Origin of the sequence: Burkholderia sp. AU33803, from assembly GCF_002223095.1 — a bacterium.
Taxonomy (GTDB): domain Bacteria; phylum Pseudomonadota; class Gammaproteobacteria; order Burkholderiales; family Burkholderiaceae; genus Burkholderia.
The window spans coordinates 241,831-268,465 of the sequence record NZ_NKFJ01000007.1 but is presented as its reverse complement, the minus strand read 5'-3'; the positions used below and the strand labels follow the sequence as shown (position 1 = coordinate 268,465).

Sequence of the window (26,635 nt, the reverse complement as noted above, 5' to 3'; positions counted from 1 at the left end):
TCGTTTCGAAGACGGAATACCTGTCGAAAGAAACGTAAGGAATACTAAAATGCAATACGAGAATCACGGGCCTCCTCAATCGCTGCGCCCGTCAGCGTCTCAAGCGTAATCCGCGGCATCCGCCGCGCGACGCTCACCGAACAACCTTTCTCAAGACTGCCACGATGAAATCCTTGCATGCCATGTCGGCCGTGCTGGCCGCGCTCGCCCTGACGCCTGTCGCCCACGCCGTTACCGTTCCGTCGAACGTCGCGCTCGCGCCTCAACAGGACCTGACGCGACAGGTGCCCGCCGAAGTCGAGTCGCTCGACCCCGCGCACATCGAGTCGTGGACCGGCAACACGATCGGCCTCGACCTGTTCGAAGGGCTGGCCCGCATCGATGCGGCCGGCCAGGTCGTGCCGGGCGTCGCGCTGTCGTGGGAGCGCAAGTCGCCGACGACGTGGATCTTCAAGCTTCGCCGTGACGCGAAGTGGAGCAACGGCCAGCCGGTGACGGCCGCCGATTTCGTCTATTCGTGGCAGCGCCTCGTCGATCCGAAGACGGGCTCGAAATACACGATCCTCGTCGAGTTCATCAAGAATTCGAAGGACATCATCGCGGGCAAGGCCGCGCCGTCGACGCTCGGCGTGCGCGCGGTCGATCCGTACACGCTCGAAGTGACGACCGACGTGCCCGTCGCGTTCTTCCCCGAGCTGACCGCGATGGCGCCGCTCGTGCCGGTGAACAAGGACGTGGTCGCGAAGTTCGGCGATGCATGGACGCGCCCGGGCAATATCGTCAGCAATGGCGCCTACCAGCTCGTCGACTGGCAGCCGAACAACCGCATCGTCGTGACGAAGGACGCGAAGTACTGGAACGCGCCGAAGGTCGTGATCAACAAGGTCACGTACCTGCCGATCGAAAGCGACGAAACCGCGATGCGCATGTACCAGGCCGGCCAGATCGACTACAGCTACTCGATCCCGTCGGGCATCTTCCAGCAGGTCAGCAAGCAGTTCGGCGGCGAGCTTCGCCAGGGCCTGCAGCTCGCGACGTACTACTACTACCTGAACAACAGCGACGCGGCGCTGAAGGACAAGCGCGTGCGCCAGGCGTTGTCGATGGTGATCGATCGCGACGTGCTCACGTCGAAGCTCACGCAGGCCGGCGAGAAGCCGATGTACGGCCTGATGCCGAACGGCACGAAGGGCGTGCAGCAACCGTTCACGCCGGAATGGGCGTCGTGGCCGATGGCCAAGCGCGTCGCGGCCGCGAAAGACCTGCTCAAGCAGGCCGGTTACTCGGACGCGAAGCCGCTGTCGTTCACGCTCACGTACAACACCAACGACCTGCACAAGAAGGTCGCGCTGTTCACCGCATCGGAGTGGCGCACGAAGCTCGGCGTCAACACGAAGCTCGAGAACGTCGAATTCAAGGTGCTGATGAAGCAGCGGCATGACGGCAAGGTGCAGATCGCGCGCGACGGCTGGTTCGCCGACTACAACGACGCGATGACCTTCTTCGACCTGATCCGCTGCGGCAGCGCGCAGAACACCGTCGGCTACTGCAACAAGCAGGTCGACACGCTCGTCGACGAAGGCAACCAGAAGCTCGACGACCAGGCGCGCGCCGCGCTGCTCACGCAGGCGCACGACACGGCGCTGAACGATACGCCGATGCTGCCGCTGTTCCAGTATTCGGCCGACCGCCTCGTGAAGTCGTACGTGGGCGGCTACTCGCTGAAGAACGTGATCGACATGCGTGCTTCGCAGGACATGTACCTGATCAAGCACTGAGCGGAGCGATCATGCTGGCCTACGCACTGAGGCGCACGTTGTGGGCGGTGCCGACGATCCTCGCGGTCGTCACCGTCTGCTACCTGCTCCTGCATTTCACGCCCGGCGGCCCGTTCGATACGGAAAAGCAGCTGTCCGCGGCCACGCTCGCGAACCTGAACGCGAAGTACCACCTCGACGAGCCGCTGTGGAAGCAGTATCTGCTGTACCTGAACGCGCTGCTGCACGGCGATCTCGGCCCGTCGTTCCGTTACGTCGACTGGTCGGTGAACGATCTCGTGAAGAAGGCGCTGCCTGTGAGCCTCGGCGTGGGCGGCGTGTCGATCCCGATCTCGATCGTGTGCGGCGTGCTGCTCGGCACCGTCGCGGCCGTGCGCCGCGACAGCTTCATCGACCGCTTCGTGATGCTGATCGGCAACTTCGGCAACGTCATCCCGCCGTTCGTGCTCGGCCCCGTGCTCGTGTGGATCTTCGCGATCCTGCTGAAGACGTCGTCCGGCAACGGCTGGCTGCCCGCGGGCGGCTGGGGTGACGGCGGCTGGGAGTACCGGCTGCTGCCGATCGTGCTGCTGACCTTCATCAACATGTCGCTGCTCGCGCGCGTGATGCGCGGCTCGATGATCGAGACGCTGTCGAGCAACTACATCCGCACCGCGCGCGCGAAGGGCCTGCCGGGCTCGACGATCGTGCTGCGCCATGCGCTGAAGCCCGCGCTGATGCCGGTCGTGTCGCTGTTCGGCACGGTCTGCATCACGTCGATCACGGCGGCCGTCGTCACCGAATCGGTGTTCGCGCTGCCGGGGCTCGGACAGCTCGTCGTGAACGGTGCCATCAACCGCGACTACACACTGGTGCTCGGCCTCGTCGTGCTGACGACCGTCTGCGCGGTGCTGTTCAACCTGCTGGTCGACCTCGCGTACGCGTGGCTCGATCCGCGCATCCGTTATTGAGCGAGGCACAGCGATGACTCCGACTACACCTGTCGTCGGCCTGCCCGTGCAGACCGACTCGCCGCCGCGTTCGCGCTCGCCGTTCGCGCTTGCGATGGCGCGCTTCCTTCACAACCGTGCGGCCGTGTTCAGCCTCGTGCTGCTCGCGCTCATCACGCTCGCCTGTTTCGTCGGCCCGTGGCTGCTCGCGGCCGATCCTTCGGCAAGCGACTGGGGCTCGATCAGCCTGCCGCCGACCTGGGCGAACCAGCACTGGTTCGGCACCGACGAACTCGGCCGCGACCTGCTGGTGCGCACGCTGATCGGCGGGCGCGTGTCGATCGAGGTCGGCCTGCTCGGCACGCTCGTGTCGGGCCTGTTCGGCGTCGCATGGGGCGCGACCGCGGGCTTCGCGGGCGGCCGCGTCGACTCCGTGATGATGCGCATCGTCGACATGATGTACGCGATCCCGTACCTGCTGATCGCGATCCTGATGATGACCCTGTTCGGCCGCTCGTTCATGCTGGTCGTGCTGACCATCAGCGCGTTCTCGTGGATCGACATGGCGCGTGTCGTGCGCGGCCAGACGCTGTCGCTGCGCAGCCGCGAGTTCGTCGATGCGGCACGGGCGATCGGCGTGACGCCCGCGTCGATCGTGCTGCGCCACATCGTGCCGAACCTGCTCGGCGTGGTCGTCGTGTACGCGACGGTCTCGGTGCCGGGCATCGTGCTGACCGAATCCGTGCTGTCGTTCCTCGGCCTCGGCGTGCAGGAACCGATGACGAGCTGGGGCGTGCTGATCCAGGACGGCGCGCAGAAACTGGAATCGACGCCGTGGCTGTTGCTGGCCCCGGCCGTCATGCTGTGCGTGACGCTTTACTGCGTGAACTTCGTCGGCGATGGCCTGCGTGACGCGCTCGACCCGAAGGATCGCTAAAGATGGTCGCACTGCTTGAAGTAGACAACCTCGGCGTGCGCTTCACGCGCAAGGACGCGCCGCCGGTGGACGCCGTGAGCGGCGTGTCGTTCTCGCTCGAAGCCGGCAAGACGCTCGGCATCGTCGGCGAATCGGGCTCGGGCAAGAGCCAGACCGTGATGGCGATGCTCGGCCTGCTGGCCGGCAACGGCGCGACCACCGGCGCCGCGCGCTATCGCGGCGACAACCTCCTCGAGATGGATTCACGCGCGCTGAACAAGATACGCGGCGACCGGATCGCGATGATCTTCCAGGATCCGATGACGTCGCTCAATCCGTTCCTGACGATCGAGCGCCAGATGACCGAGACGCTGCAGCTGCATCGCAAGCTGTCGCGCAAGGAAGCCACGAAGCGCGCGATCGAGGCGCTCGAATCGGTGCGGATCCCGGACGCGGCACGCCGCATCCGCATGTATCCGCACGAGTTCTCGGGCGGCATGCGCCAGCGCGTGATGATCGCGATGGCGCTGCTGTCCGAGCCGGAAATCCTGATCGCCGACGAGCCGACCACCGCGCTCGACGTGACCGTGCAGGCGCAGATCATCGACCTGCTGCGCGAGCTGAACCGCGAGCGCGGCACGGCGATCGTGCTGATCACGCACGACATGGGCGTGGTCGCCGGCCTCGCGGACGACGTGATGGTCATGTATGCGGGCCGCACCGTCGAATACGCGCCGGCCGAATCGATCTTCGCGGCGCCGTCGCATCCGTACACGATCGGCCTGCTCAACGCGCTGCCGCGCCTGACCGACGCGGACGATGCACCGCTCGTCGCGATTCCCGGCAATCCGCCGATGCCCGGCACCGCGCCGGCCGGCTGTGCGTTCGCGAAGCGCTGCACGTATGCGGAAGAACGTTGCGGCGCGGCGCGCCCCGCGCTCGAAACCTATGGCGCCACAGGCGCGGTGCGCGCGTGCCACCGTCCGGTGGCCGATCTGACGGGAGGTCTGCGATGAGCGTCGATGAACGCCGCCAAGCCGGCGCGACGGACGACACGCTGCTGTCCGTCGAAGGTCTGAAAGTGCATTTCCGCGTGCCGCTCGGCGGCTATCCGTGGTCGCCAAAGGGGACGCTGCGCGCCGTCGACGGCGTGTCGTTCGACGTGAAGCGCGGCGAGACGGTCGGGCTCGTCGGCGAATCGGGTTGCGGGAAGTCGACGCTCGCTCGCGCGCTGATTGGCCTCGTGCCGATGACGGCCGGCACGGTGAAGTGGCGCGGCGAAGCCGTGGCGCCCGACCACCTGCGCGGCACCGCGATGCGGCGCGAAGTGCAGATGATCTTCCAGGATCCGCTCGCGTCGCTCGATCCGCGCATGACGATCGAACAGGTCGTCGCGGAGCCGCTCGTCACGCACCAGGCCGGCCTCGGCCGCACCGAGGTGCGCCGCCGCGTGGTCACGATGCTCGAACGCGTCGGCCTGAACGCGCATCACCTGCTGCGCTATCCGCACGAATTCTCCGGCGGGCAGTGCCAGCGCGTCGGCATCGCACGCGCGCTGATCGGCGAGCCGAAGCTCGTGATCTGCGACGAACCCGTCTCGGCGCTCGACGTGTCGATCCAGGCGCAGATCGTGAACCTGCTGCGCGACCTTCAGCGCGAACTGTCGTTGTCCTATCTGTTCGTTGCGCACGATCTGGCGGTGGTGAAGGCCATCAGCCAGCGTGTGCTCGTGATGTATCTCGGCCGCGTGATGGAGTTCGGCACGCGGCATGACGTGTACGGCGTGCCGCAGCACCCGTACACGAAGGCGCTGCTCGACGCGGCGCCGACGCCGGAGCCGGCGCGCGAGCGTGCTCGCCGTCCGATGCTGCTGGCGGGCGAGATGCCCTCGCCGCTCAACCCGCCGTCCGGCTGCGCGTTCCGCACGCGTTGCCCGGTCGCAATCGACGCGTGCGCGCAGGACGTGCCGCTGCCGGAAGTCCGGCAGGGGTCGGCCGCGCGTGTCGCGTGCATCCGCGCGGGTGTGGCGTGAGCTGAAGTGACGCAGCAAACATAACCAAGGCAGGTCAACAGGGGTAGGTGCGGCGCGAACGATCTTCGCGCCGCGGGTACAGGCGCGTCCTTGATCGGGCGCGCCGGGGGGCCGGGCGCTGATCGCAACCGGCGTGGACGATATCAACACAAGACGAGAATTACGATGAAAAAACAGAAGACGATCGGGACGGCATCGAAAATGCTGCTTGCCTGGGGGCTGCCGGCACTCGCCGGTGTCTCGCTGACGGGCGTCGCGCACGCCGACGACGCGGCCCCCGCACCGCTGACGCTCGCGCAGGCCGCACCGGGCACGACCGTTGCGCAGGCAACGACCCCGAACGCCGTCATCAACGCCGAAGCGAACCAGGCCGTCACGCCGCCCGACGAGCCGTCGGCGCAGTCGCAGTCGAAGGGCTTCATCGCCGACAGCCATCTCAACTTCCTGTTCCGCAACTACGCGGACGTGCTCGACGCCAAGGGCGGGCCGCATCGCCACGCGTGGGTCCAGGGCGCGATGGCGAACTTCGAGTCGGGCTACACGACGGGCCTGATCGGCATCGGTTTCGACGCGTCGCTGTATGCGGCGCTGAAGCTCGACGGCGGCCAGGGCGCGGGCAGCATGGTGCACATCGCGAAGGGCGGCGGTGGCGGCAACCAGCTCGCGTGGGCCTATCCCGGCATCTACGACGTGAAGGCGCGCATCTCGAACACGGTGGTCAAGTACGGTCTGCAGGCTGTCGACAACCCGTTCATGGAGCAGCACGACAACCGCGCGCTGCCGCCGACGTTCCTCGGTGCGACGCTCGTCAGCAATGAATTCAAGAACGTGATGCTCGAGGCCGGCAGCTTCACGAAGACCGACGCGCGCGGTCACACGACGCTCACCAACCTGACGACGCAATACGGCGGCACGCGCATCAACCGCCTGTCGTACGTCGGCGGCACGTGGGATTACTCGCCGAACGGCGAAGTCGCGCTGTACGCGAACCAGGCCGACGACGTGTGGCACCAGTACTACGCGTCGGTGAAGCACAGCATCGGCAGCCCGCAGACGATCAAGTGGACGGGCTTCGGCAACGTCTATTCGACGCACGATACGGGCGATGCGCTGCAAGGCAAGATCAACAACAACGCCTACAGCCTGTCGCTGGCTGCGCAGCACGGCCCGCACGAGCTGCTGCTCGGCTTCCAGCAGGTGCTCGGTGACCAGTTCTTCGACTACCTGAACGAAACGAACGGCATCTTCCTGACCAACTCGATGGACGTCGACTACAACGCGCCGCACGAAAAGTCGCTGCAGCTGCGTTACACGTTCTACGGCAAGGAAGCGGGCCTGCCGGGCTTCAAGGCGATGGTCTGGGGCGTGACGGGCTGGGGGGCGGACGGCAGCGCGGGTGCGGCGAACGACCCGAGCAAGTCGAGCATCTACTGGAGCAACGGCGCGCCGGTGCAGGGCCGTCACCACGAGTTCGGCTTCATCCCGTCGTACACGTTCCAGAGCGGCAAGCTGAAGGACACGAAGGTCACGTTCATCGCGATGTGGCACGCCGGCTCGGCACACTACTCGGATGCGACGAACACCGAGTACCGCCTGGTCGTGAACCTGCCGCTGCACGCGTTCTGATCGAAGGGGGCGCAGGCGCCCCCGCCTCGCACGGCCGGCCTTCGATCGACGCGATCAGGCCGGCTTGTGCAGCCCCGCGACCGGATCGTTCGCAGCGGGCATCTCTTCCACGAGCGACGTGAGCTGGCGGCCGGTATCGCGCCATGCATCGAGGCCGCCGCGCAGCGCGAGCGCATCGGTGAAGCCGGCGTCGAGCAGGCGCTTCGCCATCAGCGCGGCCGTGAACTCGTTCGGGCACGAGCAGTACACGACGAACTTCTGCGAGAACGGATAACGCGCGACGATGTCGCCGACCTGGCGTTCGTCGGCGAACTGCGCGCCGGGAATCGTGAACGGGTCGAGCTTGCGGTGCTCGGGCGAGCGCACGTCGAGGATCACCGGCGCGGCCGTATCGCGCAGCATCGCGTCGAGCTCGTCGACGCCGACCCGCGCGCTCGCGAGCTGGCGGATCAGCGCGCGGCGGCGCATCCAGCGGATCGCCGCGTACACGGCCAGCACCGCGACGGCCACCAGCAGCGCCGCGCGGCCGAGTTGGCCCGCACCGGCGAACAGCCAGTCGATCTGGCGAGCGAACATCAGCCCGACCATCAGCCCGACGATCGTCCACAGCGCGGCGCCGAGCGCGTCGTAGCCGAGGAACGTGCGATAGCGCGTGCCGAACGCGCCGGCCATCGGCACCGACACGAGCGACAGCCCCGGAATGAAGCGCGCGACGGCGAGCACGCGCACGCCGTAGCGGCCGAAGAAGCGTTCGGTTTTCTTCACGCAGCTGTCACGCGACAGTGACAGGCGGCAGATCGTCTTCAGCGTCGTGCCGCCGAAGCGCCGGCCGGCGAGGTACCACACCGTGTCGCCGATCAGCGCGCCGAGCACCGACAGCACGACCACCGTGACCAGTTGCGAGCCGATCATCGCCGGATGCATCGCGGACATCGCGCCGAACAGCACGAGCGTCGGCATCGCGGGCACCGGCAGCCCGATGGCCGCCGCGAGCACGTTGGCGAAGACGAGAAGCGGCCCGTATTGGGCGACGAGGTCGCGGAGGAGCATGACGGCTGGCCGAAAAGGAAACGCGCGCGGAAAGCACGCAGATGGGCCGATTATCGGCCTTTTTCAAGTCAGCGGCGGGAATAACGCAAAGTGCCTGACGGCGGCGGCGGGTGCGGTGAGCCGGCGCGTGGCGCGCGGCTCACCGTTCGAAATCAGGAGGAGGTGCGGGCGAGCGACGCGGCGCCGTGGTTTTCGCCGGGGAGCTCGGCGCCGTGCGAGCGGATCGCCGCGATCAGTTCGGCCGGCGTGATCTCGTAGCGGACTTCGCGGTGGATGCCCGGCTTGCGTTCGTCGATCTCGATCAGCAGCACGCTCTTGCCGTCGCCGGTTGCTTCGAGCCGGAGCGAGCGCAGTTCGCGACCGTCGGTCGGGTCGTGTTCGGTGAGCAGGGTCATTGCCCCGGATGAGCCGGTAGTGCGCATCGAACCTATCCTCGTATCGTGGATGCCGTAGTGGCGAAGATGTCTTTGTTGAATGCAGCTTGGCGCAGTTTAACGCGAACGGGCCGCAATTCGGAGCAATTTCGTTGGGGGGAATTGAGGGCTGAACCAGGGATCCATCTGATGTTTGAGCCGCGCCGGGCGGGCGTTTGCGCCGGATCGGGCACAGCCGCGGCCGGCGCCTGACCGCCGTTCGCGGCCGGGCCGGCCCGGGCGGCGACACGCGGCGCAGCGCGGGTCGCCGCGGCGGCATCAGAAGCGGTCGGCGAGCCCCATCGCCGGGTCGCTGACCGAGTGGCGGCCGGTTTCGACACGGCCGGCGACGCGGCGCGAGAAACTCGCGTCGCTGTCCGCGGTGACGATGAAGTCGTACCAGTGGCCGGTCGAGTCGAGCTGCCAGTGCAGCTCGGCCTGGTCGCCGGCGCGCACCGTGACCGTCCACGTGGTGCCGGTACGGTGGCCATGACCCTGGCTGTTGCCGTCCTCGTTGCCGTGGCCACGACCGCGATCGTCGTGCGCACCATGGCCGGACAGCGGCCCGTAGACCTGGTTCGACTTCACGGTGAAGCGCACCGTCCCGCCGCCGTGGTTGCGCAGCTTCAGGTGGAGGTTGCCGCTCGCGCCCGCATAGCCGACGCGCACTTCCGGCTGCGGCGCGTGTGCACCGGCCAGGTGGCTGAGGTCGCCGGTGAAGCGGCGGTGATAGCCGTTCGGGCCCAGCACCCACAGGTCATATTTACCGCCGTTGTCGGCGCGCGCGGCCCAGTCGCCGTGCAGCGTCTTGCCCGGTTCGACGACGTAGCGCTGCGGCAGGCGGTCGAGGTGCAGCTTGTCATAGACGTGAAACACGGCGGCGGCGCGGCCCGTGTTCGCGAACTTCAGCGTGACCGTGCCGGTGCCGGCATCGGCACGCGCGCTGGCATGCAGTTCGTAAGGCAGCGCGCGCGACGGGCGCACGCCGGTCGCCTGGGCGGGCAGCGACGGCGCGGCCGGCGGCACGATCTTCGGCGCGGCCTGTTGCGCGGCGCTCAGCGCGTCGACCTGGCTTTTCGTCGTATGGCCCGCGAGCGTCGGCAGCGGTTCGTGGTTCGGCGAGCGGAAGTTGAACGCGCTCGTCAGGTCGCCGCACACCGCGCGGCGATACGCGCTGATCTGCGGCTCCGCGACGCCGAAGCGCTGTTCGAGGAAGCGCAGCGTCGACGTATGGTCGAACACCTGCGAGTTGACCCAGCCGCCGCGGCTCCACGGCGACACGACCCACATCGGCACGCGCGGGCCCGGGCCGTACGGGCGGCCGTCGGTCGCCGGCTGGCTCGACGTGGCCGGCGTGAAGTCGTGGTACTCGGCGGCGACGTCGGCGTCCCGCAGCGTATGGCCGCCCGCGAGCGTGCCGTCGGCGTTGCGCGACGGCACGGCCGGCGACGGCATGTGGTCGAAGAAGCCGTCGTTTTCGTCGTAGTTCACCAGCAGCACGGTCTTGCTCCACACCTCGGGGTTCGCCGTCAGCGCATCGAGCACGGCCTGCACGTACCAGCCGCCCTGCGCGGGGCTCGACGGCCCCGGATGTTCGCTGTACACGGACGGCGGGATGATCCACGACACCTCGGGCAGCGCGCCGTTGCGGATGTCGTCGCGCAACGATTCGAGGAAGCCGTACGGCATCGTGTTGCCGAACCCCTTCGCGAGCGGGCTCAGCGCATCGTCGATCGCCGGATCGTAGAACGCGCCGGCCGCCGTCACCGGCTGCGTGATGTCGGTCGACGCGACGTACGCGGGCCGGCGCGCGGGCGGCATCTGCTCGATCGCCGCGCGCCAGTGGCGGAAGCTCATCATCTCGTTGCAGCCGAAGTTGTCGATCAGGCTCTGGTAGACCTTCCACTTCACGCCGGCCTGCTGCAGCCGGTCGGCGTAGGTGGTCCAGGTCCAGCCTTGGCTCGACGGGCCGATGTCGTTGCCGCCGTTGAACTGGTTGTTCAGCGCGGCGATCTTCACGCGGCTTCCGTCGGCCGGGCTGATGCCGTTCGGGCCGTTGGTGCCGCTCCAGTAGAACAGGCGGTTCGCGATCGTGCCCGTGTGCATCCCGCAGTGGTAGTGGTCGCACAGCGTGAACGCATCGGCGAGCGCGCGCTGGAACGGTACTTCCGCCGCGTCGTAATAGCCCATCGACAGCGGCGTCTTTGCGTCGGGCCAGCGGTTCATCCGGCCGTGGTCCCACGCGGCCTGCGCATCGGCCCACGTGTGCGGCGTGCCGCCCGCGCGCTGCGCGTTGCCCTGGTTTGCGTCGAGGTGATACGGCGTGACGGTGGTGGCGGGCGTCGCTTTCGTGTACGTCTGGTAGAACACGTCGCGGCCGTTCGGCGACGGCACCGCGAAGCGGTCGCCGTAGCCGCGCACGCCCTTGAACGTGCCGAAGTAGCTGTCGAATGCGCGGTTCTCCATCATCAGCAGCACGACGTGCTTCACGTCCTGGATGGTGCCCGTTTCGTGAAACGCGGGAATCGCGAGCGCGCGGCGGATGCTCGGCGGAAACGCGGACAGCGCGGCGGCGGCGAGGCCGGAAGTGGCGGTTTGCTGGAGGAATTTGCGGCGTGACGTCATGGCGTTCGGGTCCTGTGATGATGGGAGCGTTCGTGACTTCGTCTGGTGGCGCCCGTGCATCGCCCCCCTGGGACGATTCGCGCGGCGTGTGCGTTCGAGTGCATCGGCCGCGCGTGGCGGAGGTGCGCGCATCGCGCGCGATGCGTGGTGGCGCGCGGATGCCTTGGCCGTCGCCGCGATCCCGTGCATCGCGCGCTCGTGATGCGCGGCCAGGACGTCGGCACACGCCGGCCCGGCGCATGCCGGGTTGGGCGGCGCCCAGTCTAGGGAGGCGGCGTGACGTCGACGTGATGAAGACATGACATCGCATGTCGCGCGGATGACGTTGTGTGCGCAACGATTAATGGGGAAGCGATGCGCGACGGAACGGGTCAGGAATTACCGATCGCGGTAGGAGGAATCGGTCAGTTTTTTCCTGTTCGCGATGACGTGGCGTGGCGTGATCGCGCATCGTTGCGGGTGCAACGGCACCGCATGACGCCCATGTTTCAAATGCGTGAAATCGGATAAGCTCGACACGTTGCTGCGCAGGTGCGCAGCCCGCGCGACTGGCGCGACTTTTCGGACCCGGCCCACCCATGACCGACATCACGATCCGGCACAGCGAGACGCACGACGTCGACGCGATCCGGCAAATCGCCGCGCATCCCGCGGTGTACGCGAATACGTTGCAGCATCCGTTTCCGTCGCTCGAGAAATGGCAGAAGCGGCTCGACGGCGTGCGCGAGCACGGCGTGAGCCTCGTCGCCGAAATCGACGGCGTGGTGGTCGGCCATCTCGGCCTGCACCCCGAACAGAATCCGCGCCGTCGCCACGCGGCGGGTCTTGGCATGATGGTCGACGCGACGCACCACGGGCGCGGCGTCGGCAGCCGGTTGCTCGGGGCCGCGATCGATCTCGCGGAAAACTGGCTGAACGTCACGCGTCTCGAGCTGACCGTGTTCACCGACAACCGCGCGGCCGTCGCGCTCTACGAGAAGCATGGCTTCCGGGTCGAGGGTGAATCGCCGGGCTATGCATTGCGCGATGGCATGCATGCGTCCGTGTATCACATGGCGCGGATCAAGCCGCGGCAGTGAAGGCCCGGCCGACACGTATCTGACAGCACGCGCGGCTGCGATGCCGCGCGTCATATTCATTTGAGAATTCGTTCGTTTTCTCCCGGCCGTGCCCGTCGTATCGTCGAAGGATTTGCCGGCAGCCTCGGCCGGTGTGCGTTTTCCGAAACGATCATGCGCGGCGTTGCACGTCGGCAGGCTTCATCGTCATCGCTTCATGGTTGTGACTTCGCAACCATCGCTTCGCGCGCCGCACCTTCCCGCAACCGTCTCTTTCAACGGACCCGCTTCGATGAAAACTGCTCTCCGGAATCTGACTGCCGCCTGCCTGCTTGCCGCCGCGGGTGCGGCGCTTGCCGCTGCCACGCCCACAAACGCCCCGGCGGCGAGCGCCGCGCCTGATGGCGCGCACCTGCCGCCCGGCATCGCGTGGCAGCACGGCGACGTCGACGCCGCCTTCGCGCTGGCGAAGCGCACCGGCAAGCCGCTGCTGCTCTACTGGGGCGCGGTGTGGTGCCCGTCGTGCAACCAGGTGAAGTCGACGATCTTCAGCCAGCAGGCATTCAAGACCCGCTCGTCGTTCTTCGTGCCCGTGTATCTCGACGGCGATACCGAAAGCGCGCAGAAGCTCGGCGAGCGTTTCAAGGTGCACGGCTACCCGACGATGATCCTGTTCCGTCCCGACGGCACCGAAGTGACGCGGCTGCCGGGCGAAGCCGATCTCGATCGCTACATGCAGGCGCTGTCGCTCGGGATGACGGCCGCGCACCCGGTGCGGCAGACGCTCGCGACCGCTTTGAAGAATGGTGCGTCGCTGACGCCGGACGAATGGCGCCTGCTGGCCGACTATTCGTGGGATACCGACGGCGCGCTGCCGGTGGCGGCCGATCGCGTCGCCGAGACATTGCAGTCGCTCGCGCAACGCGCACGCGCGGCCGGCGCGAAGGCCGAATCGGCGCGTTTTGCGCTGAAGTCGGCCGTGGTCGCCGCGTCCGACGATCCGGCGCAGGCCGGCGCGCTCGACAAGGCGGCGCTTGCCGATTCGTTGCGCACGGTGCTGCAGGATCCGGTGTTGTCGCGCGCTGATTCGGACGTGCTGGTTGCGGCGCCCGCGCGCGTGGTCGCGTATCTCGGCGGCGACGACGCGCAGCGCGCGAAATTGCGCGGCGCCTACGACACGGCCCTCGCGCGCCTGTCGACCGATACCACACTGTCGTCGATCGACCGGCTGATGGCGCTGCACGGCCGCGTGCTGCTCGCGCGCGGCGAAGCACGCAAGGGGGCACCGCTGGCCGCGCCGGCGCTGGTCGACGCGGCGCGCAAGCAGATCGCCGCGTCGGTGCAGGGCGCCGCGAATGCCTACGAGCGGCAGGCGCTCGTCAGCGAAGGGGCCGACACGCTGACCGACGCGGGGCTGTACGACGAGTCGGATGCATTGCTGAAGACCGAGCTGACGCGCTCGTCCACGCCGTACTACTTCATGTCCGGGCTGGCTGCGAATGCGAAGGCGCGCGGCGACAAGGCCGCGGCGCTCGACTGGTACCGCAAGGCCTATGACGCGGCGAGCGGGCCGGCGACGAAGCTGCGCTGGGGCGCGACCTACTTTGCGAATGCGGTCCAACTGGCGCCGGACGATTCGGCGCGCATCGAAGGGATTGCCGCGAGCGTGCTCGCGCAGGCCGACAAGACGCGCGACGCGTTCTACGGCGCGAACCTGCGCGCGCTGACCAAGGTCGTCACGCAGTTGAACCAGTGGCGCAGCAGCGGTGCGCACGATGCATCGGTCAAATCGATCGCGAAGCAGTTCGACGGCATCTGTGGGAAACTTCCCGCCGGCGATCCGCAGGCAAGCGCCTGCGCGCGCCTGATCCAGCCGGTCAAGGCATAAATCCGGTGGCACTGCGTGGGCTGTCGGGATGCCTTCCGGCGCTTGTCCCGATACCCACGAGGCCACCGACACCATGCCCCACCTGACGCTCGAATATTCCGCGAACCTCGACGGGTTCGACGCCGGCGCGACCTTGCGCGCGCTCAATGCCGCGCTTGCCGCGTCCGGTCATTTCAACGAGCTCGACATCAAGAGCCGCGCGTTGCGGTTCGATACCTTCGCGGTCGGCACGTCGCCGGCGCCGCGCGCGTTCGTCCACGCGAAGCTTGCGGTGCTGAGCGGCCGGACGACCGACGTCAAACGTGAATTGTCGGACCAGGTGCTGGCGGAACTGAAGCGGCACGTCGTTGCGCCGCCCGGCACGCACCTGCAGCTGAGCGCGGAAATACTCGACCTGGAACGCGAGTCCTACGCGAAAGCGAGCATCGAGCCGCGCTGAGCGGACGGTGCGGTGCGTGCTCCGTGAGCCGCGAACGAGGCGCTGATGCGCGCACGGCCGGCGGATTCGAAATCGGACTATTGACCCGTGGAGTACGTGCCGCGATTGCCGTCGCCGGCGCCCGCGGCCCGCGGCGCACCCTGCTGCCGCGCGATCTTCGCTTCGGCGGCCTGAATGCTGGCCGGGTAGAACCAGTCGCTCGGCTGGAAGCCGGCCTTTCTCAGTGCAACCACTTCGGCATGAACTTCGGCGCGCGTGAGCGGCTGGCTGGTTTGCGCTTGCGCGGCGAGCGGCGCGGCGAAGGCGGCAGCGACGGCGATGGTGCGGATGAGCGGGTTCATGAGCGGATACCTCCAGGTTTTCGACGGTGCCGATCGCATGCGGTCACCGTTGAAAGCAGTGTAGGCCTCGCCCGTCGCGCGAAAAATGCCGCTGCGACCAACGTAGTGTTCTGCTGCGGATAACAATGCGTGAGCCGGCGAGCGCGCGTGGGCGGCGTGCGGCGAAAGGGGGGCGGAGTGGAGAGTGGAGGAGCGGCCGGCCGCATCGACGCGGCCGGCGGGCGGCGGCCCGGAGACGGGCCGCCGTGGGGTGTTACACGAGCCCCGTCGCGTAGTACACGGCGATCACGAAGAACACCGCGAGTGTCTTGATGATCGTGACCGCGAAGATGTCGCGATACGACTCGCGGTGCGTGAGGCCCGTGACCGCGAGCAGCGTGATCACCGCGCCGTTGTGCGGCAGCGTGTCCATGCCGCCGCTGGCCATCGCGACGACCCGGTGCAGCACGTCCAGCGGGATATTCGCGGCTTGCGCACCCTTGATGAACAGATCCGACATCGCGGCGAGCGCGATGCTCATGCCGCCCGATGCCGAGCCCGTGATGCCGGCGAGCGAGCTGACCGACACGGCTGCGTTGACGAGCGGGTTCGGGATGCTCTTCAGCGCATCGCTGACGACGAGGAAGCCCGGCAGCGCGGCGATCACGCCGCCGAAGCCGTATTCCGACGCGGTGTTCATCGCGGCGAGCAGCGCACCGGCGACGGCAGCCTTCGAACCCGCCGCAAAGCGCCCGCTCACGCGCTTGAATGCGGTCAGCACGACCAGCACGATGCCGAGCAGCAGCGCAGCCTCGACCGACCAGATCGCGACGACCGTCTTGATCGACGTCGTGACCGGCGCGTGCACGCCGGGCAGCACGTCCGGCGCGACCGTGTACGACGCGGCGCCGTACCACTGCGGAATCAGCTTCGTGAACGCGAAGTTCGACACGCCGACCAGGATCAGCGGCAGGATCGCGAGCGCGGGATGCGGCAGCGACGTGGTCTCGACGCGTTCCGGCTCGTTGACGAGCGACGTGCCGTAGCCTTCCCCCTTCGCCATCGCCGAACGGCGGCGCCATTCGAGATACGTGAGGCCGACGACGATGATGAACAGCGAGCCGATCGTGCCGAGCACCGGCGCGGCCCAGGCAGTCGTCTTGAAGAACGTGGTCGGGATGATGTTCTGGATCTGCGGCGTGCCGGGCAGCGAATCCATCGTGAACGAGAACGCGCCGAGCGCGATCGCGCCGGGCATCAGCCGTTTCGGGATGTTGCTCTGGCGATAGAGTTCGGCCGCGAACGGATAGACCGCGAACACCACGACGAACAGCGATACGCCGCCATAGGTGAGCAGCGCGCACACCGCGACGATCACCGCATTCGCGCGTGAACGGCCGATGTAGCGGATCGCCGCATGGACGATCGACTCGGAGAACCCGGAGAGTTCGATCACCTTGCCGAACACTGCGCCGAGCATGAACACCGGGAAGTACAGCTTGACGAAGCCGACCATCTTCTCCATGAAGATGCCGGAGAAGACCGGTGCGACGGCGGCGGGTTCGGTCAGGAGCACCGCGCCGAGCGCGGCGATCGGCGCGAACAGGATCACGCTGTAGCCGCGATACGCGGCAAACATCAGGAACGCCAGCGCGGCGAGGACGATCACGAAAGACAAGGGAGTCTCCTAATGGCTTTGGTTGTTGTTCGATCGCGGGACGCGCCGCGGACCGGCTCAGGTTCGTGCAGGTTTCGTGCCATCGGCCGGAGTGCGCCGCCGGACATGGGTCCGCCGGAGACCGGCGGGCCCGCGCCGGTCGTTGTCTGAGGATTCTACATAAAACGTCTCCATCCGGAGACGAAATGGCCGTTCGGCCAGCCCGCGGAATCCGGCAGGGCTTTCCCGGACAACGCGTTGCGGCGTGTCTCCAGAGTGAGATAATCCGTCTCGATTCGGAGACAACCCGCCCAAAATACACGGAGACGACGACACGATGATGAACGACTGGGCCCGCCTGCCCGTCAACTACGGCGACGTGCTGCGGCGCGCCGCCGAGTCGCTGTTCCGGACCTTCGAGGATTCGAGCGCGGGCACGGTGGTCGTCGATCGCGATGCGCGCGTCGTGTGGATGAACGAGCGGTACGCTGCGCGCTTCGGCTTCGCCGATCCGCAGCAGGCCGTCGGCCTCGACTGCGAGGCCGTGATCCCGAACAGCCTGATGCGCGAGGTCGTGTCGACCGGGCAGCCGATCCTGCTCGACATCATGGAGACGGGCCGTGAGCCGCTCGTCGTCACGCGCCTGCCGCTGAAGAACGAGGCCGGCGAGACGGTTGGCGCGATCGGCTTTGCGCTGTTCGACCAGTTGAAGACGCTTACGCCCATCTTTTCCCGCTACGCCCAGCTTCAGCAGCAGCTGATCGCGACGCAGCGTTCGCTCGCGCAGGCGCGCCGCGCGAAATACACGTTCGCGAGCTTCGTCGGCACGAGCGCCGCGAGCCTCGAAACCAAGCGCCAGGCGCGCCGCGCCGCGCAGGTCGATTCGCCGGTGCTGCTGCTCGGCGAGACGGGCACCGGCAAGGAACTGCTTGCGCATGCGATTCACGCGGCGTCGGCGCGTGCGCTCCAGCCGCTCGTGACCGTCAACGTCGCCGCGATTCCCGACACGCTGCTCGAAACCGAATTCTTCGGTGCCGCACCTGGCGCGTACACGGGCGCCGATCGCAAGGGGCGCATCGGCAAGTTCGAGCTGGCCGATCGCGGCACGCTGTTTCTCGACGAGATCGGCGACATGCCGCTGCCGCTGCAGGGCAAGCTGCTGCGCGTGCTGCAGGACAAGGAATTCGAGCCGGTCGGCTCGAACCGGATCGTGCGCGCCGACGTCCGGATCATCGCGGCCACGAGCGCCGACCTGCCGGCGCTGGTCGCGGCCGGGCGTTTTCGCGCGGATCTCTATTACCGGCTGAACGTGCTGACGATCCACGCGCCGCCGCTGCGCGAGCGCGCGTCCGACATCGCGGCGCTCGTCTACGCGACGCTCGAGGAGCTGGCCGCGCAGCACGGGCGTGCCGCCCATTGCGAGCTGACCGACGATGCGCTGCGGATGCTGTGTGCGTATCCGTGGCCGGGCAACGTGCGCGAGTTGCGCAATACGCTCGAACGTGCGCTGATGCTGTCGGACCGGTCGGTGATCGATGCGCGCGCGCTCGCGCCGTTTCTTGGGCCGATGCGCGTATCGCAGGACGCGGCCGCAGCGGCGCAGCCGCCGGCCGTGCCACCGGTCGAACGGCGCGCGGGAGAGCGCCTTGCTGCGCCGGCCGCTTCGTATGCCGATGCATTGGCGGCGTGGGAGCGCCAGTTCCTGACCGATGCGCTGGCGGCCTGCGACGGGAAGGTGGTGGAAGCGGCCGCGCGCATCGGGATCGGTCGCGCGACGCTGTACAAGAAACTGGCGGCGCTGGGCATCGACCGGTAAGCCGGACGGCCAGGCCGACGCGCTCGGACGTGAAGCATCGAACAGGAGATCACGATGAAACGGATCGGCATCGCAGGGTGGCTGACCATGTTGCTGGCGACCGCTGCGTTCGCGCAGTCGGGCGACACCGATGCACCCGAGGCGCGGCGCAACTGGTACAACGATCCCTTCATCGCGCTGTCGCGGGACGTGGCCGAATGCCCGTTGCCGCTCGGCCCGTGGATGACCCGGGCCGAGATGACGGACGACGCGCATTACCGCGCCGAACGCGGCACCACCTGCTGGCTCGCGCATCGCTGCACGAAGCCGAATTCCTATATGTATGACGCACCGATCGCCGACGCCGTGAAGGCGCACTTCGCCGGCTCCGATCGGCTGCATGGCACGAGCCTGTGGATCACCGTGCAGCGACGTTTCATTTACGTCGAAGGATGTGCGGATACGGCGTTCGATCAACCGGCGTTGCAGCGCGAACTCGAGGCGCTTCCCGACGTCGAGCAGGTGTTCGTTCGCATCACCGACGATCCACGCAAGCGCTTGCCGTACAAGGCGCGCGGGCAACCCGACCGTACGCCGAACTGACGGCCGACGGGCCGCGCATGGCATACTCGCGACATTCAAAAAAAGGTTGACGGGAACCATAATGAAACACATGCTTGCGTCGGTCTGTCGGTGGCCTCGGGCGGCCGTTGTTTTGACTCTGGTTGCAGGGCTCGGCGGGTGTGGCGGCAGCGCGCCGCTGTTCACTTCGGACGGGCGTCCGACTACCCAGGTGCAATGCACCGGTAGCGACTGGAGCAATTGCACGGACAACGCGCGGGCGATCTGCAACGGCGATTTCGAAGTGATTCAGCAATCGAGCGATGACGCCACGCGAAATCTTCTCTTCGCGTGCAAGAAAAAGAGCGGTTATTGATCCCGAGATAACCGGCTGAGGCGGTCACGATCGGGCGAAGTGTTTTTCTGTTGGCTGAGCGTCATCTATTTTTCACGAATAACACTCACGGAGTCCCATCCATATGGCGACCTACAGGCAACTGACCGCGCAGCTCGAACGGCTTCAGCAAAAAATCGACAAGGAACGTGAAAAGGCGATTGCCGATGCGATTGCCGAGATCCGCGCGAAAATCGAGGAATACGACATTACGCCGGAAGAGCTCGGGTTTCGTCCGGTGGGCGCGGCCGCTGGCGCAGCCAAGCCGAAGCGTGTGTCGCCGCCGAAATATCTGAATCCGAAGACGGGTGAAACCTGGAGTGGCCGCGGGCGCTCGCCGACCTGGCTCGGCAAGAATCGCGAGCGTTTCCTGATCAAGGACTGACTCCCGAAAAGCCTCACCTTTCGCGTACTGACTGACGGTGCGAACGGCCATGCGGCCGTCGCACCGTTTTGTTTTTGTGCATGTCCGGCGCGATTCCCGATGGCGGATTGAACTGCGACGCCGCGCAATGAACGGATCCCGTTTTGTGAATTCGCTGCGATTCGACGGGATATCGCGGCGAATTCCGGTAAACAGCCGTGCAATTGCGCAGCACATGCGCATTGGCCTGCGCCGTTCCCGTGGTGCACGCGTGTTGCGAATTCCGATCACCTTTCGTGTGTTGGCGCGTGGCACCGTGCAATTCCCGAAGAGTCTCACCATGGCTCCTGTAAATCCTCACCTTTGACGAAGCGCACGCAGCGTCGCGCTGCATGCCTGCACCGTGTGCGCCGAGCGAAGGTGCTCGGCCGGCGCGCGGCGACGGCTTCCATACTGGTGTTGCAGGCCCATGATGCGAGCGTTGACGTGGGTCGAACAGTCGGCCGTTCGGCATATAGGCAGCCGCATGCGCTTCGCCTATGCTTGGGGTTCGCGTCGATCGGCGTTCGGCCTGCCCGTGCCGCATGCCGATCGGGTCGTCTTTCGTTACCGCAGGGAGCCGATGTGACCGTTCGCCATCTCGATGCGTTGTTCCAGCCCAAGTCCGTTGCGGTCGTCGGTGCGTCGTCGCGCGCGGGCAGTATCGGCGCGATGGTGTGGTCGCGCGTGCTCGACGGTGCATTCGAGGGGGCCGTGTGGCCCGTCAATCCGAAGTATCGTGAGCTGCACGGGCATCCGGTCGTTGCCGATGTCGGCCGGCTGCCCGCGCCGCCGTCGGTGGCCGTGATCTGCACGCCGCCCGCGACCTGGGCCGGCATCGTGCGCAAGCTCGGCGAGCTCGGCACGCGCGTTGCGGTGATCGTCGGCGAGGCGCGCACCGATGCCGATCGCGCCGCGCTCGATCGCACGCTGAAGGCGGCGAAGCCGTTCGTGCTCCGTATCGTCGGGCCGGGCAGCCTCGGCGTGCTGTCGCCTGCACGGCATGCGCATTTCGGCGCGCCGGCCTACACGGCGCGATCGGGCGGCGTCGCATGGGTGTCGCAATCGAATGCGCTGACGAACGCGGTGCTCGGCTGGGCTGACGCACGGGGCCTCGGCTTTTCGCATGTCGTCGCGCTCGGCGGCGAGTCCGACGTCGATGCGGGCGACGTGCTCGACTATCTCGCGAGCGATCCCGGCACGCGCGCGATCCTGCTCGAGCTCGATACCGTGCGCGCCGCGCGCAAGTTCATGTCGGCCGCGCGCGCGGCCGCACGCAACAAGCCGGTGCTCGCATTGCGCACCGGCCGCGCCGATCCCGGCGACGCGCTCTATACGGCGGCGTTCCAGCGCGCGGGGATGGTGCGTGTGGATGCGCTCGACGATCTGCTCGACGAGATCGAGACGCTCGGCGTCGGCCGCGTCACGGCGCGCGGCGCGGCCACGCTCGTGACGAGCGATGCGGGTGTCGCGAAACTCGCGGTCGATGCGGTGGCCGAGGTGCGCGATGTGCTGACCGACTGGTCGCCCGCGGCCACGTCGGCGGTGTCGGCGGCGCTGCCGCATCTCGCATCGCCCGGCAATCCGCTGACGCTGGGCGACGATGCGCGCCCCGAGCATTTCGCCGCGGCGATCAAGGCGCTCGCGCCGTTCCCGCAAACGGGCACGCTGTTCGTCGTCCATTCGACTTCCCACAGCGCGCCGGCCGAGGCGGTGGCGCATACGCTGATCGAATCACGGCAGTACGCGCATCGCGGCATCCTCGCGTGTTTCTTCGGCGCGGTCGACGCGGCGACGCGCGATGCGCTGCACGCGAACGGCATTCCGGTGCACACCACGCCGCAACGGCTCGCGCGCGCGTATGCGCGTCTCGTCGACTACAACCTCGGGCGGCAACTGCTGATGCAAACGCCCGAGGGCACGCCGCCGCAGCCGGCCGAGTGCGTGGCATCCGCGCAGGCCGACGCGCGCCGGAGGGTCGAAGCCGGCCAGCATGAACTGACCGGCGAAGCCGCGCTGCACTGGCTGTCTCATTTCGGGCTGCAGGGCGAGCCTGCCGTGGAGCCGGCCGGAAAGAAAGTCGTCGATGTCACCGTCGACATGTACGACGATTCGAACTTCGGCCCGGTGTTTCGCTATGCCGTGCCGCCCGCGGACGGCGTATCGGCGCCGTTCGTCGTCTATGGCTTGCCGCCGCTGAACACCGTGCTTGCGCGCGCGGTGATGGAGCGCTCGCCGTATGCACGCAGCACACCCATCGAGCCGACGCTCGATGCGTTGACGGCGCTGTCGCAGGTCGTCTGCGACGTGCGTGAAGTCGTTGCGATGTCGGTCACGTTGCGCGTGCTGTCCGACCGCACGTACGTGATCGCGCCGCGCATCACGCTCGCAGTGGGGCGCAGCCGGCTCGCGATCATGCCGTATCCACGCCACCTCGAGCAGACGCTCGAGTGGCGCGGCGAGACGGTGACGATCCGCCCGATTCGTCCGGAAGACGAGGCCGCGCACAACGAACTGCTCGGCGCGATGACGCCGGAGGATTTGCGGATGCGTTTCTTCGGCGCGGTGCGCAGCTTCGATCATTCGCAGGTCGCGCGCATGACGCAGATCGATTACGACCGTGAGATGGCCTTCATCGTGTCGTTCACCGATGTGTCGGGGCGCGACCACACGCTCGCGGTGGCGCGCGCGGTGGCCGATCCCGACAACGAGACGGCGGAGTTCGCGATCGCGGTACGACCCGATCAGAAGGGCAAGGGGCTTGGCCGGCTGATGATGACGCGCATCATCGACTACGCGCGCTCGCGCGGAACCACATGGATGATCGGCGAGGCGCTGCGCGAGAACACGGCGATGATCTCGCTGGCGAAGGCGTGCGGGTTTGCGGTGTCGACGACGGAGGAGCCAGGCGTCGTGGGGTTCAGGATGAAGTTGCAGCCGTAGCGCCCGTCGGCGGCCCGACGCCCGGGGGCGCTGCGTGCGGTGGAAATCTCCGGCCTCCTGGCGCGTTCGGCATGTTGCCGGTCAGGAACGCAGAGCATTCACACCTGCGTCGCGAGCGAAGCAACCGAGAACGTGTCGGCGCCGGTTCGCAGCGGAAATATCGACGCGCAAACGGCACCGATCCGGCACCGCGAGACGCGTACCGCTTGCCGCGATATCCGCCCCGCAGCGCTGTTTCAGACAAGGCGTCCGCACGCATTTACCGCCCATTCCATCCTCGAAAATTCGAACTTGCCCAAAAGGTGAGACTTTTCGGGAGCTGTCGGTGAGCTTCTTCGGGAAGGTTGGGGTGAGTCGATACGGGAGCGCTTGGTGAGCCGATACGGGAACACTCGGTGAGCCTTCCCGGGAACGGCCGGTGAGCACGTTCGGGAGCCGCCGGTGAGCCTTTCCGGGGCGCATGGGTGAGGCTCTGCGGGAAGTGTCGGTGAGGACATCCGGGACGCTTGGGTGAGAGTCTCCGGGAGCCTGGGTGAGCTTATTCGGGAGGGTCAGGTGAGCGCTTGCGGGATGCAAAGGTGAGGCTTTTCGGGAGCGTCCGGATGCACGTCTCCCGCAAGCGCAACGCCGGCCTGGGCCGGCGTTATGCGGGGTGCGGGCACGCATGAACCGTGCCCGTGGCGACATTCAGGCAGCGAGTTTCGACGCTGCGTCGTTCACCTGGTCGCGCGAAATCGCGAGTTCCTCGAGGTGCGGATCGGCATAGACGGCGCCGGTTTCGCGTTCGAGGCGGGCGATCGTCAGCGCACAGCGCGCAGTGTCCTTCGGCATCGCGATGAAGCGCTTGACCGATTCGCCGGACGTGAACGCTTCGAACAGCGCGCCGCGCACGTCGTCCGGAAGCGTCTTGGTCCACTGGTACGGCTTGCCGTTGAACGTGATCGACGGCGGCAGCGTGCGTTCCTTCTTGGTCGCCGTGATGAGCCCGTAGGTGCGGGCCGCCTCGCCGATCTGTTCGGGCGAGAAGAGTTCGTCGGGCGTGATGTCGAACTGCTCGATGTAGCTCTCGATCGCCTGCATTGCAGCGGTACGATCGTCGCGCTTCTTCTGCGCGCGCGCGACGATATCGCGCAGCTCGTCCGCCTCTTCGGGCGTGATCGTGAAGCTTGCCTGCTTCTGCTGAAGTTCGGAGAAACGCTGGAATTCTTGATCGTTCAGAAGTTTGGCCATGACATCCATCGGACACGACGGCCGCGACAACCGGCCGCCGTAGTTTTTGAGAGGGCCGCTATTTTAGCGTAGCGCCGTGGGGGCACGATATGGCACCGTGCATCGCGCTCGGCGGAAGGGTTGCGCGCGACCGGGGGCAACGCGATAGCGCCCCCGGTGCGCTCCGCCGAGCCTGCGCGTCAGCAGGTCTCGTCGCGGCACATCGACAGATGGGCGGCCGTCTCGCGCACCCCTTCGACGACCGTGTCGACGGACGGCGCCATATGCGCATCGATCCGGCGCATGTACGGGCAGGTCAGCACCGCGATCGCATGGCCCGACGGCCCGAGAATCGGTGCGCTCAGGTCGGTCACGCCGTACGCCTGGCGGCTGTCCTCGCGCAGGTAGCCGTCCTGCCGGATGGACTGGCACGCATACGCGAGTTCCTGCTCGTTCAGTGGCGCTTCGCCCTTGACCTTGCGGTGCTCGGCGAGCATGTGCGCGCGCTGCTCGGCGCCCTGGAACGCCAGCATCACGCGCCCCGATGCCGTATCGGCGAGCCCGACACGCGAGCCGAGCCGGACCGACACGCCCCACGGGCCGGGCCCGTCGACCTGCGCGATCACGAGCAGGTTGCCGCGATCGTAGACGGACAGGTGGCACGATTGTTCGGAGGCATCGGCGAAACGCTGCATCGGCGGCAACGCCTCGGCGATCAGCCGGCTCATCGGCGGATGGCGGTGCGCGAGCGAGAACAGCTTGAGGCTGAGCGTATAGCGGTCGCCGCCGGTCGAGCGCATCACGTAGCGGCGCGCGACGAGGCGTTCGAGCATCCGGTAGATTTCGCTCGCGTTGCGGCCGAGTTCCTTCGTGATTTCAGTGCGGGTGAGGCCTTCTTTCTGCTCCGACAGGAGTTCGAGAATGTCGAGACCCTTGTCGAGCGCGGGTGCGCGATAGCGGTCGATTGCGCCCATCGATTCCCGTGCGTCGCAGCCGGGAAGCAGGTCGTTGGTTGTTTGCATTGTCGGTGTGAAGTTGGGGGATTACTTTCGATCGATTGGCGACGCACGCTGACCGATTCTGCAACACGCTTGTGTCGCGCCCGCGTGTGGCGACGAACGCCATCCGTTTGAGCTTAACAACAAACATTTAGTGTGCAATGCAGCGTCTTTTTACCGATCGTTACCGGATAAGAACGGATCGATTCCCGTTCGGGATGACAGGGAAGCCCCGAATACCCGGTATTCATGACAGGTGGCACCGGTTCAAGGCATTCGAAAGGAAATCGGGCGGTGGCGCTGCCCGCGATGCTGCGCCGCAGCGCCGGCGGGCGCACCAATAGTCGGTATCCGTCGCGCGTCATTTCTCGGCGCGCGGCCGATGGTACAAAGGCTGGCGGGCCAGCGACGGTGCGGCCGCGCGTGAAGCCGGCCGGTATCGGCCGGACCATGTCGCGGGTGCCGGGCCGTCGTCGCCGATGCGCAGACCGGCGGCCGCCCGTTCGATGCGCGCCATACTTCCGTGCGGCGCCACGATCGCTGCGCCCGCGCGACCCTCGCGCGTCGACGGCATGCCGGATGCGGCGTCGACGCGCGCAATCGACGATCGACAATCAGTCCGGCGCGCGGCCGCGAAAGGCCGCGTCGGCCGGTATCCTGTCCCATTCGACAACAGAGGTTGACCACGATGAAACTGCTTCGCTATGGCCCGTCCGGCCAGGAAAAGCCCGGGATGCTCGACGCGGACGGCCGGATTCGCGACCTGTCCGCGCAGGTGCCGGACCTGTCCGGCGATGTGCTGTCCGACGCGGGTCTCGCGCGGCTGCGCGCGATCGATCCGGCCACGCTGCCACTGGTGTCGGGCGAGCCGCGCATCGGCGCGTGCGTCGGGCAGGTCGGCAAGTTCATCGGCATCGGCCTGAACTACGCCGATCACGCGGCCGAGGCCGGCATGCCGGTGCCGAAGGAGCCGGTCGTGTTCGGCAAGTGGACGAGCTCGATCTGCGGCCCGAACGACGGCATCGATATCCCGAAGGGCTCGGTCAAGACCGACTGGGAAGTCGAGCTGGGTGTCGTGATCGGCGCGACCTGCAAGGACGTCGACGAAGCGCGCGCACTCGATTACGTCGCGGGCTACTGCGTCGTCAACGACGTGTCCGAGCGCGAATGGCAGATCGAACGCGGCGGCCAGTGGGACAAGGGCAAGGGCTTCGACACGTTCGGCCCGATCGGTCCGTGGCTCGTCACGCGCGACGAGGTGCCCGATCCGCAGCGTCTCGACCTGTGGCTCGAAATCGACGGCCACCGCTATCAGAACGGCAACACGCGCACGATGGTGTTCACCGTTGCGCAGCTGATCGCCTATCTGTCGCGCTGCATGACGCTGCAGCCGGGCGACGTGATCACGACCGGCACGCCGCCGGGCGTCGGCATGGGCATCAAGCCGTCGCCGGTATTCCTGAAGGCCGGCCAGACGGTGCGCCTCGGTGTCGAAGGACTCGGCGAGCAACTGCAGCGCACGCGCGACGCGCGGTAGCCACGCACCCGGCGATTCCGTCGAGCGACCGCCGCCAGCAGTTCAATAGCAAGGGCCCGATTCC

General features: G+C 67.2%; 22 protein-coding genes. 15 read left to right on the top strand and 7 right to left on the bottom strand.

Going from position 1 to position 26,635, the window contains the following annotated elements:
- Positions 1–164 precede the first annotated feature (164 nt).
- The 6 genes from CFB41_RS30825 to CFB41_RS30800 all read left to right on the top strand — a co-directional run bounded on the left by CFB41_RS30825 (position 165) and on the right by CFB41_RS30800 (position 7,281).
- On the top strand, positions 165–1,778 hold the full coding sequence (locus CFB41_RS30825) for a peptide ABC transporter substrate-binding protein (protein WP_089441399.1): 1,614 nt from the start codon (positions 165–167) through the stop codon (positions 1,776–1,778).
- Positions 1,779–1,789: 11 nt separating this feature from the next.
- Positions 1,790–2,728 (top strand): ABC transporter permease subunit, encoded by a 939-nt coding sequence (locus CFB41_RS30820; RefSeq protein WP_089441400.1) that lies wholly within the window; start codon positions 1,790–1,792, stop codon positions 2,726–2,728.
- Between the two features lie 13 nt (positions 2,729–2,741).
- Entirely contained in the window at positions 2,742–3,644 is a 903-nt protein-coding gene (locus CFB41_RS30815; protein WP_089441401.1) for an ABC transporter permease, read from the top strand.
- Positions 3,645–3,646: 2 nt separating this feature from the next.
- Positions 3,647–4,639 carry an ABC transporter ATP-binding protein gene (locus CFB41_RS30810; RefSeq protein ID WP_089459198.1) on the top strand — a complete coding sequence of 331 codons (993 nt, stop codon included), beginning with the start codon at positions 3,647–3,649 and terminating at the stop codon, positions 4,637–4,639.
- Complete coding sequence (locus CFB41_RS30805) at positions 4,636–5,655, top strand: ABC transporter ATP-binding protein (RefSeq protein WP_089459197.1); 1,020 nt, start codon at positions 4,636–4,638, stop codon at positions 5,653–5,655. Before CFB41_RS30810 ends, CFB41_RS30805 begins: the two co-directional genes overlap by 4 nt.
- A gap of 165 nt (positions 5,656–5,820) precedes the next feature.
- Positions 5,821–7,281: an OprD family porin gene (locus tag CFB41_RS30800; RefSeq protein WP_089459196.1), complete on the top strand. Its 1,461-nt coding sequence runs from the start codon at positions 5,821–5,823 to the stop codon at positions 7,279–7,281.
- Positions 7,282–7,335: 54 nt separating this feature from the next.
- On the opposite strand, the gene CFB41_RS30795 is transcribed toward CFB41_RS30800, so the two are convergent.
- From CFB41_RS30795 to CFB41_RS30780, 3 genes are all read right to left on the bottom strand, one after another.
- On the bottom strand, positions 7,336–8,331 hold the full coding sequence (locus CFB41_RS30795; RefSeq protein WP_089459195.1) for a DedA family protein/thiosulfate sulfurtransferase GlpE: 996 nt from the start codon (positions 8,329–8,331) through the stop codon (positions 7,336–7,338).
- A gap of 152 nt (positions 8,332–8,483) precedes the next feature.
- Complete coding sequence (locus tag CFB41_RS30785; protein WP_039349596.1) at positions 8,484–8,753, bottom strand: hypothetical protein; 270 nt, start codon at positions 8,751–8,753, stop codon at positions 8,484–8,486.
- Between the two features lie 270 nt (positions 8,754–9,023).
- On the bottom strand, positions 9,024–11,369 hold the full coding sequence (locus CFB41_RS30780) for a phosphocholine-specific phospholipase C (protein WP_089459194.1): 2,346 nt from the start codon (positions 11,367–11,369) through the stop codon (positions 9,024–9,026).
- A 578-nt stretch (positions 11,370–11,947) separates the two neighbouring features.
- On the opposite strand from CFB41_RS30780, the gene CFB41_RS30775 reads away from it, so the two are divergent.
- From CFB41_RS30775 to CFB41_RS30765, 3 genes are all read left to right on the top strand, one after another.
- A complete protein-coding gene (locus CFB41_RS30775; protein ID WP_089459193.1) occupies positions 11,948–12,448 on the top strand; it encodes a GNAT family N-acetyltransferase in 501 nt (166 codons plus the stop codon).
- Positions 12,449–12,719: 271 nt separating this feature from the next.
- Positions 12,720–14,315: a thioredoxin family protein gene (locus tag CFB41_RS30770; protein ID WP_089459192.1), complete on the top strand. Its 1,596-nt coding sequence runs from the start codon at positions 12,720–12,722 to the stop codon at positions 14,313–14,315.
- A 73-nt stretch (positions 14,316–14,388) separates the two neighbouring features.
- On the top strand, positions 14,389–14,754 hold the full coding sequence (locus CFB41_RS30765) for a 5-carboxymethyl-2-hydroxymuconate Delta-isomerase (protein WP_089459191.1): 366 nt from the start codon (positions 14,389–14,391) through the stop codon (positions 14,752–14,754).
- 77 nt (positions 14,755–14,831) lie between these two features.
- On the opposite strand, the gene CFB41_RS30760 is transcribed toward CFB41_RS30765, so the two are convergent.
- Both CFB41_RS30760 and CFB41_RS30755 read right to left on the bottom strand, forming a co-directional pair.
- A complete protein-coding gene (locus tag CFB41_RS30760) occupies positions 14,832–15,095 on the bottom strand; it encodes a DUF4148 domain-containing protein (protein WP_089459190.1) in 264 nt (87 codons plus the stop codon).
- A gap of 253 nt (positions 15,096–15,348) precedes the next feature.
- Positions 15,349–16,752 carry a GntP family permease gene (locus tag CFB41_RS30755; RefSeq protein WP_089459189.1) on the bottom strand — a complete coding sequence of 468 codons (1,404 nt, stop codon included), beginning with the start codon at positions 16,750–16,752 and terminating at the stop codon, positions 15,349–15,351.
- Between the two features lie 316 nt (positions 16,753–17,068).
- On the opposite strand from CFB41_RS30755, the gene CFB41_RS30750 reads away from it, so the two are divergent.
- The 5 genes from CFB41_RS30750 to CFB41_RS30730 all read left to right on the top strand — a co-directional run bounded on the left by CFB41_RS30750 (position 17,069) and on the right by CFB41_RS30730 (position 22,827).
- Positions 17,069–18,547, top strand: a complete 1,479-nt coding sequence (locus CFB41_RS30750) for a sigma-54-dependent Fis family transcriptional regulator (protein WP_089459188.1) — start codon at positions 17,069–17,071, stop codon at positions 18,545–18,547.
- 54 nt (positions 18,548–18,601) lie between these two features.
- Positions 18,602–19,129 carry a BON domain-containing protein gene (locus CFB41_RS30745; RefSeq protein WP_089441411.1) on the top strand — a complete coding sequence of 176 codons (528 nt, stop codon included), beginning with the start codon at positions 18,602–18,604 and terminating at the stop codon, positions 19,127–19,129.
- A gap of 61 nt (positions 19,130–19,190) precedes the next feature.
- A complete protein-coding gene (locus CFB41_RS30740; protein WP_089459187.1) occupies positions 19,191–19,463 on the top strand; it encodes a hypothetical protein in 273 nt (90 codons plus the stop codon).
- Positions 19,464–19,566: 103 nt separating this feature from the next.
- Positions 19,567–19,866, top strand: coding sequence for an H-NS family nucleoid-associated regulatory protein (locus CFB41_RS30735; protein ID WP_089441412.1), 300 nt, complete (start codon positions 19,567–19,569; stop codon positions 19,864–19,866).
- Between the two features lie 603 nt (positions 19,867–20,469).
- The gene (locus tag CFB41_RS30730; RefSeq protein ID WP_089459186.1) at positions 20,470–22,827 is read left to right on the top strand and encodes a GNAT family N-acetyltransferase; all 2,358 of its coding nucleotides are present in this window, start codon (positions 20,470–20,472) and stop codon (positions 22,825–22,827) included.
- Positions 22,828–23,514: 687 nt separating this feature from the next.
- On the opposite strand, the gene CFB41_RS30725 is transcribed toward CFB41_RS30730, so the two are convergent.
- Together CFB41_RS30725 and CFB41_RS30720 are read right to left on the bottom strand one after the other, a co-directional pair.
- Positions 23,515–24,066, bottom strand: a complete 552-nt coding sequence (locus tag CFB41_RS30725) for a hypothetical protein (protein WP_089459185.1) — start codon at positions 24,064–24,066, stop codon at positions 23,515–23,517.
- Between the two features lie 170 nt (positions 24,067–24,236).
- The gene (locus tag CFB41_RS30720; RefSeq protein WP_089441414.1) at positions 24,237–25,058 is read right to left on the bottom strand and encodes an IclR family transcriptional regulator; all 822 of its coding nucleotides are present in this window, start codon (positions 25,056–25,058) and stop codon (positions 24,237–24,239) included.
- 664 nt (positions 25,059–25,722) lie between these two features.
- Here CFB41_RS30720 and CFB41_RS30710 point away from each other — a divergent pair.
- Complete coding sequence (locus CFB41_RS30710) at positions 25,723–26,571, top strand: ureidoglycolate lyase (protein ID WP_089459184.1); 849 nt, start codon at positions 25,723–25,725, stop codon at positions 26,569–26,571.
- The last annotated feature ends 64 nt before the right edge of the window (positions 26,572–26,635 follow it).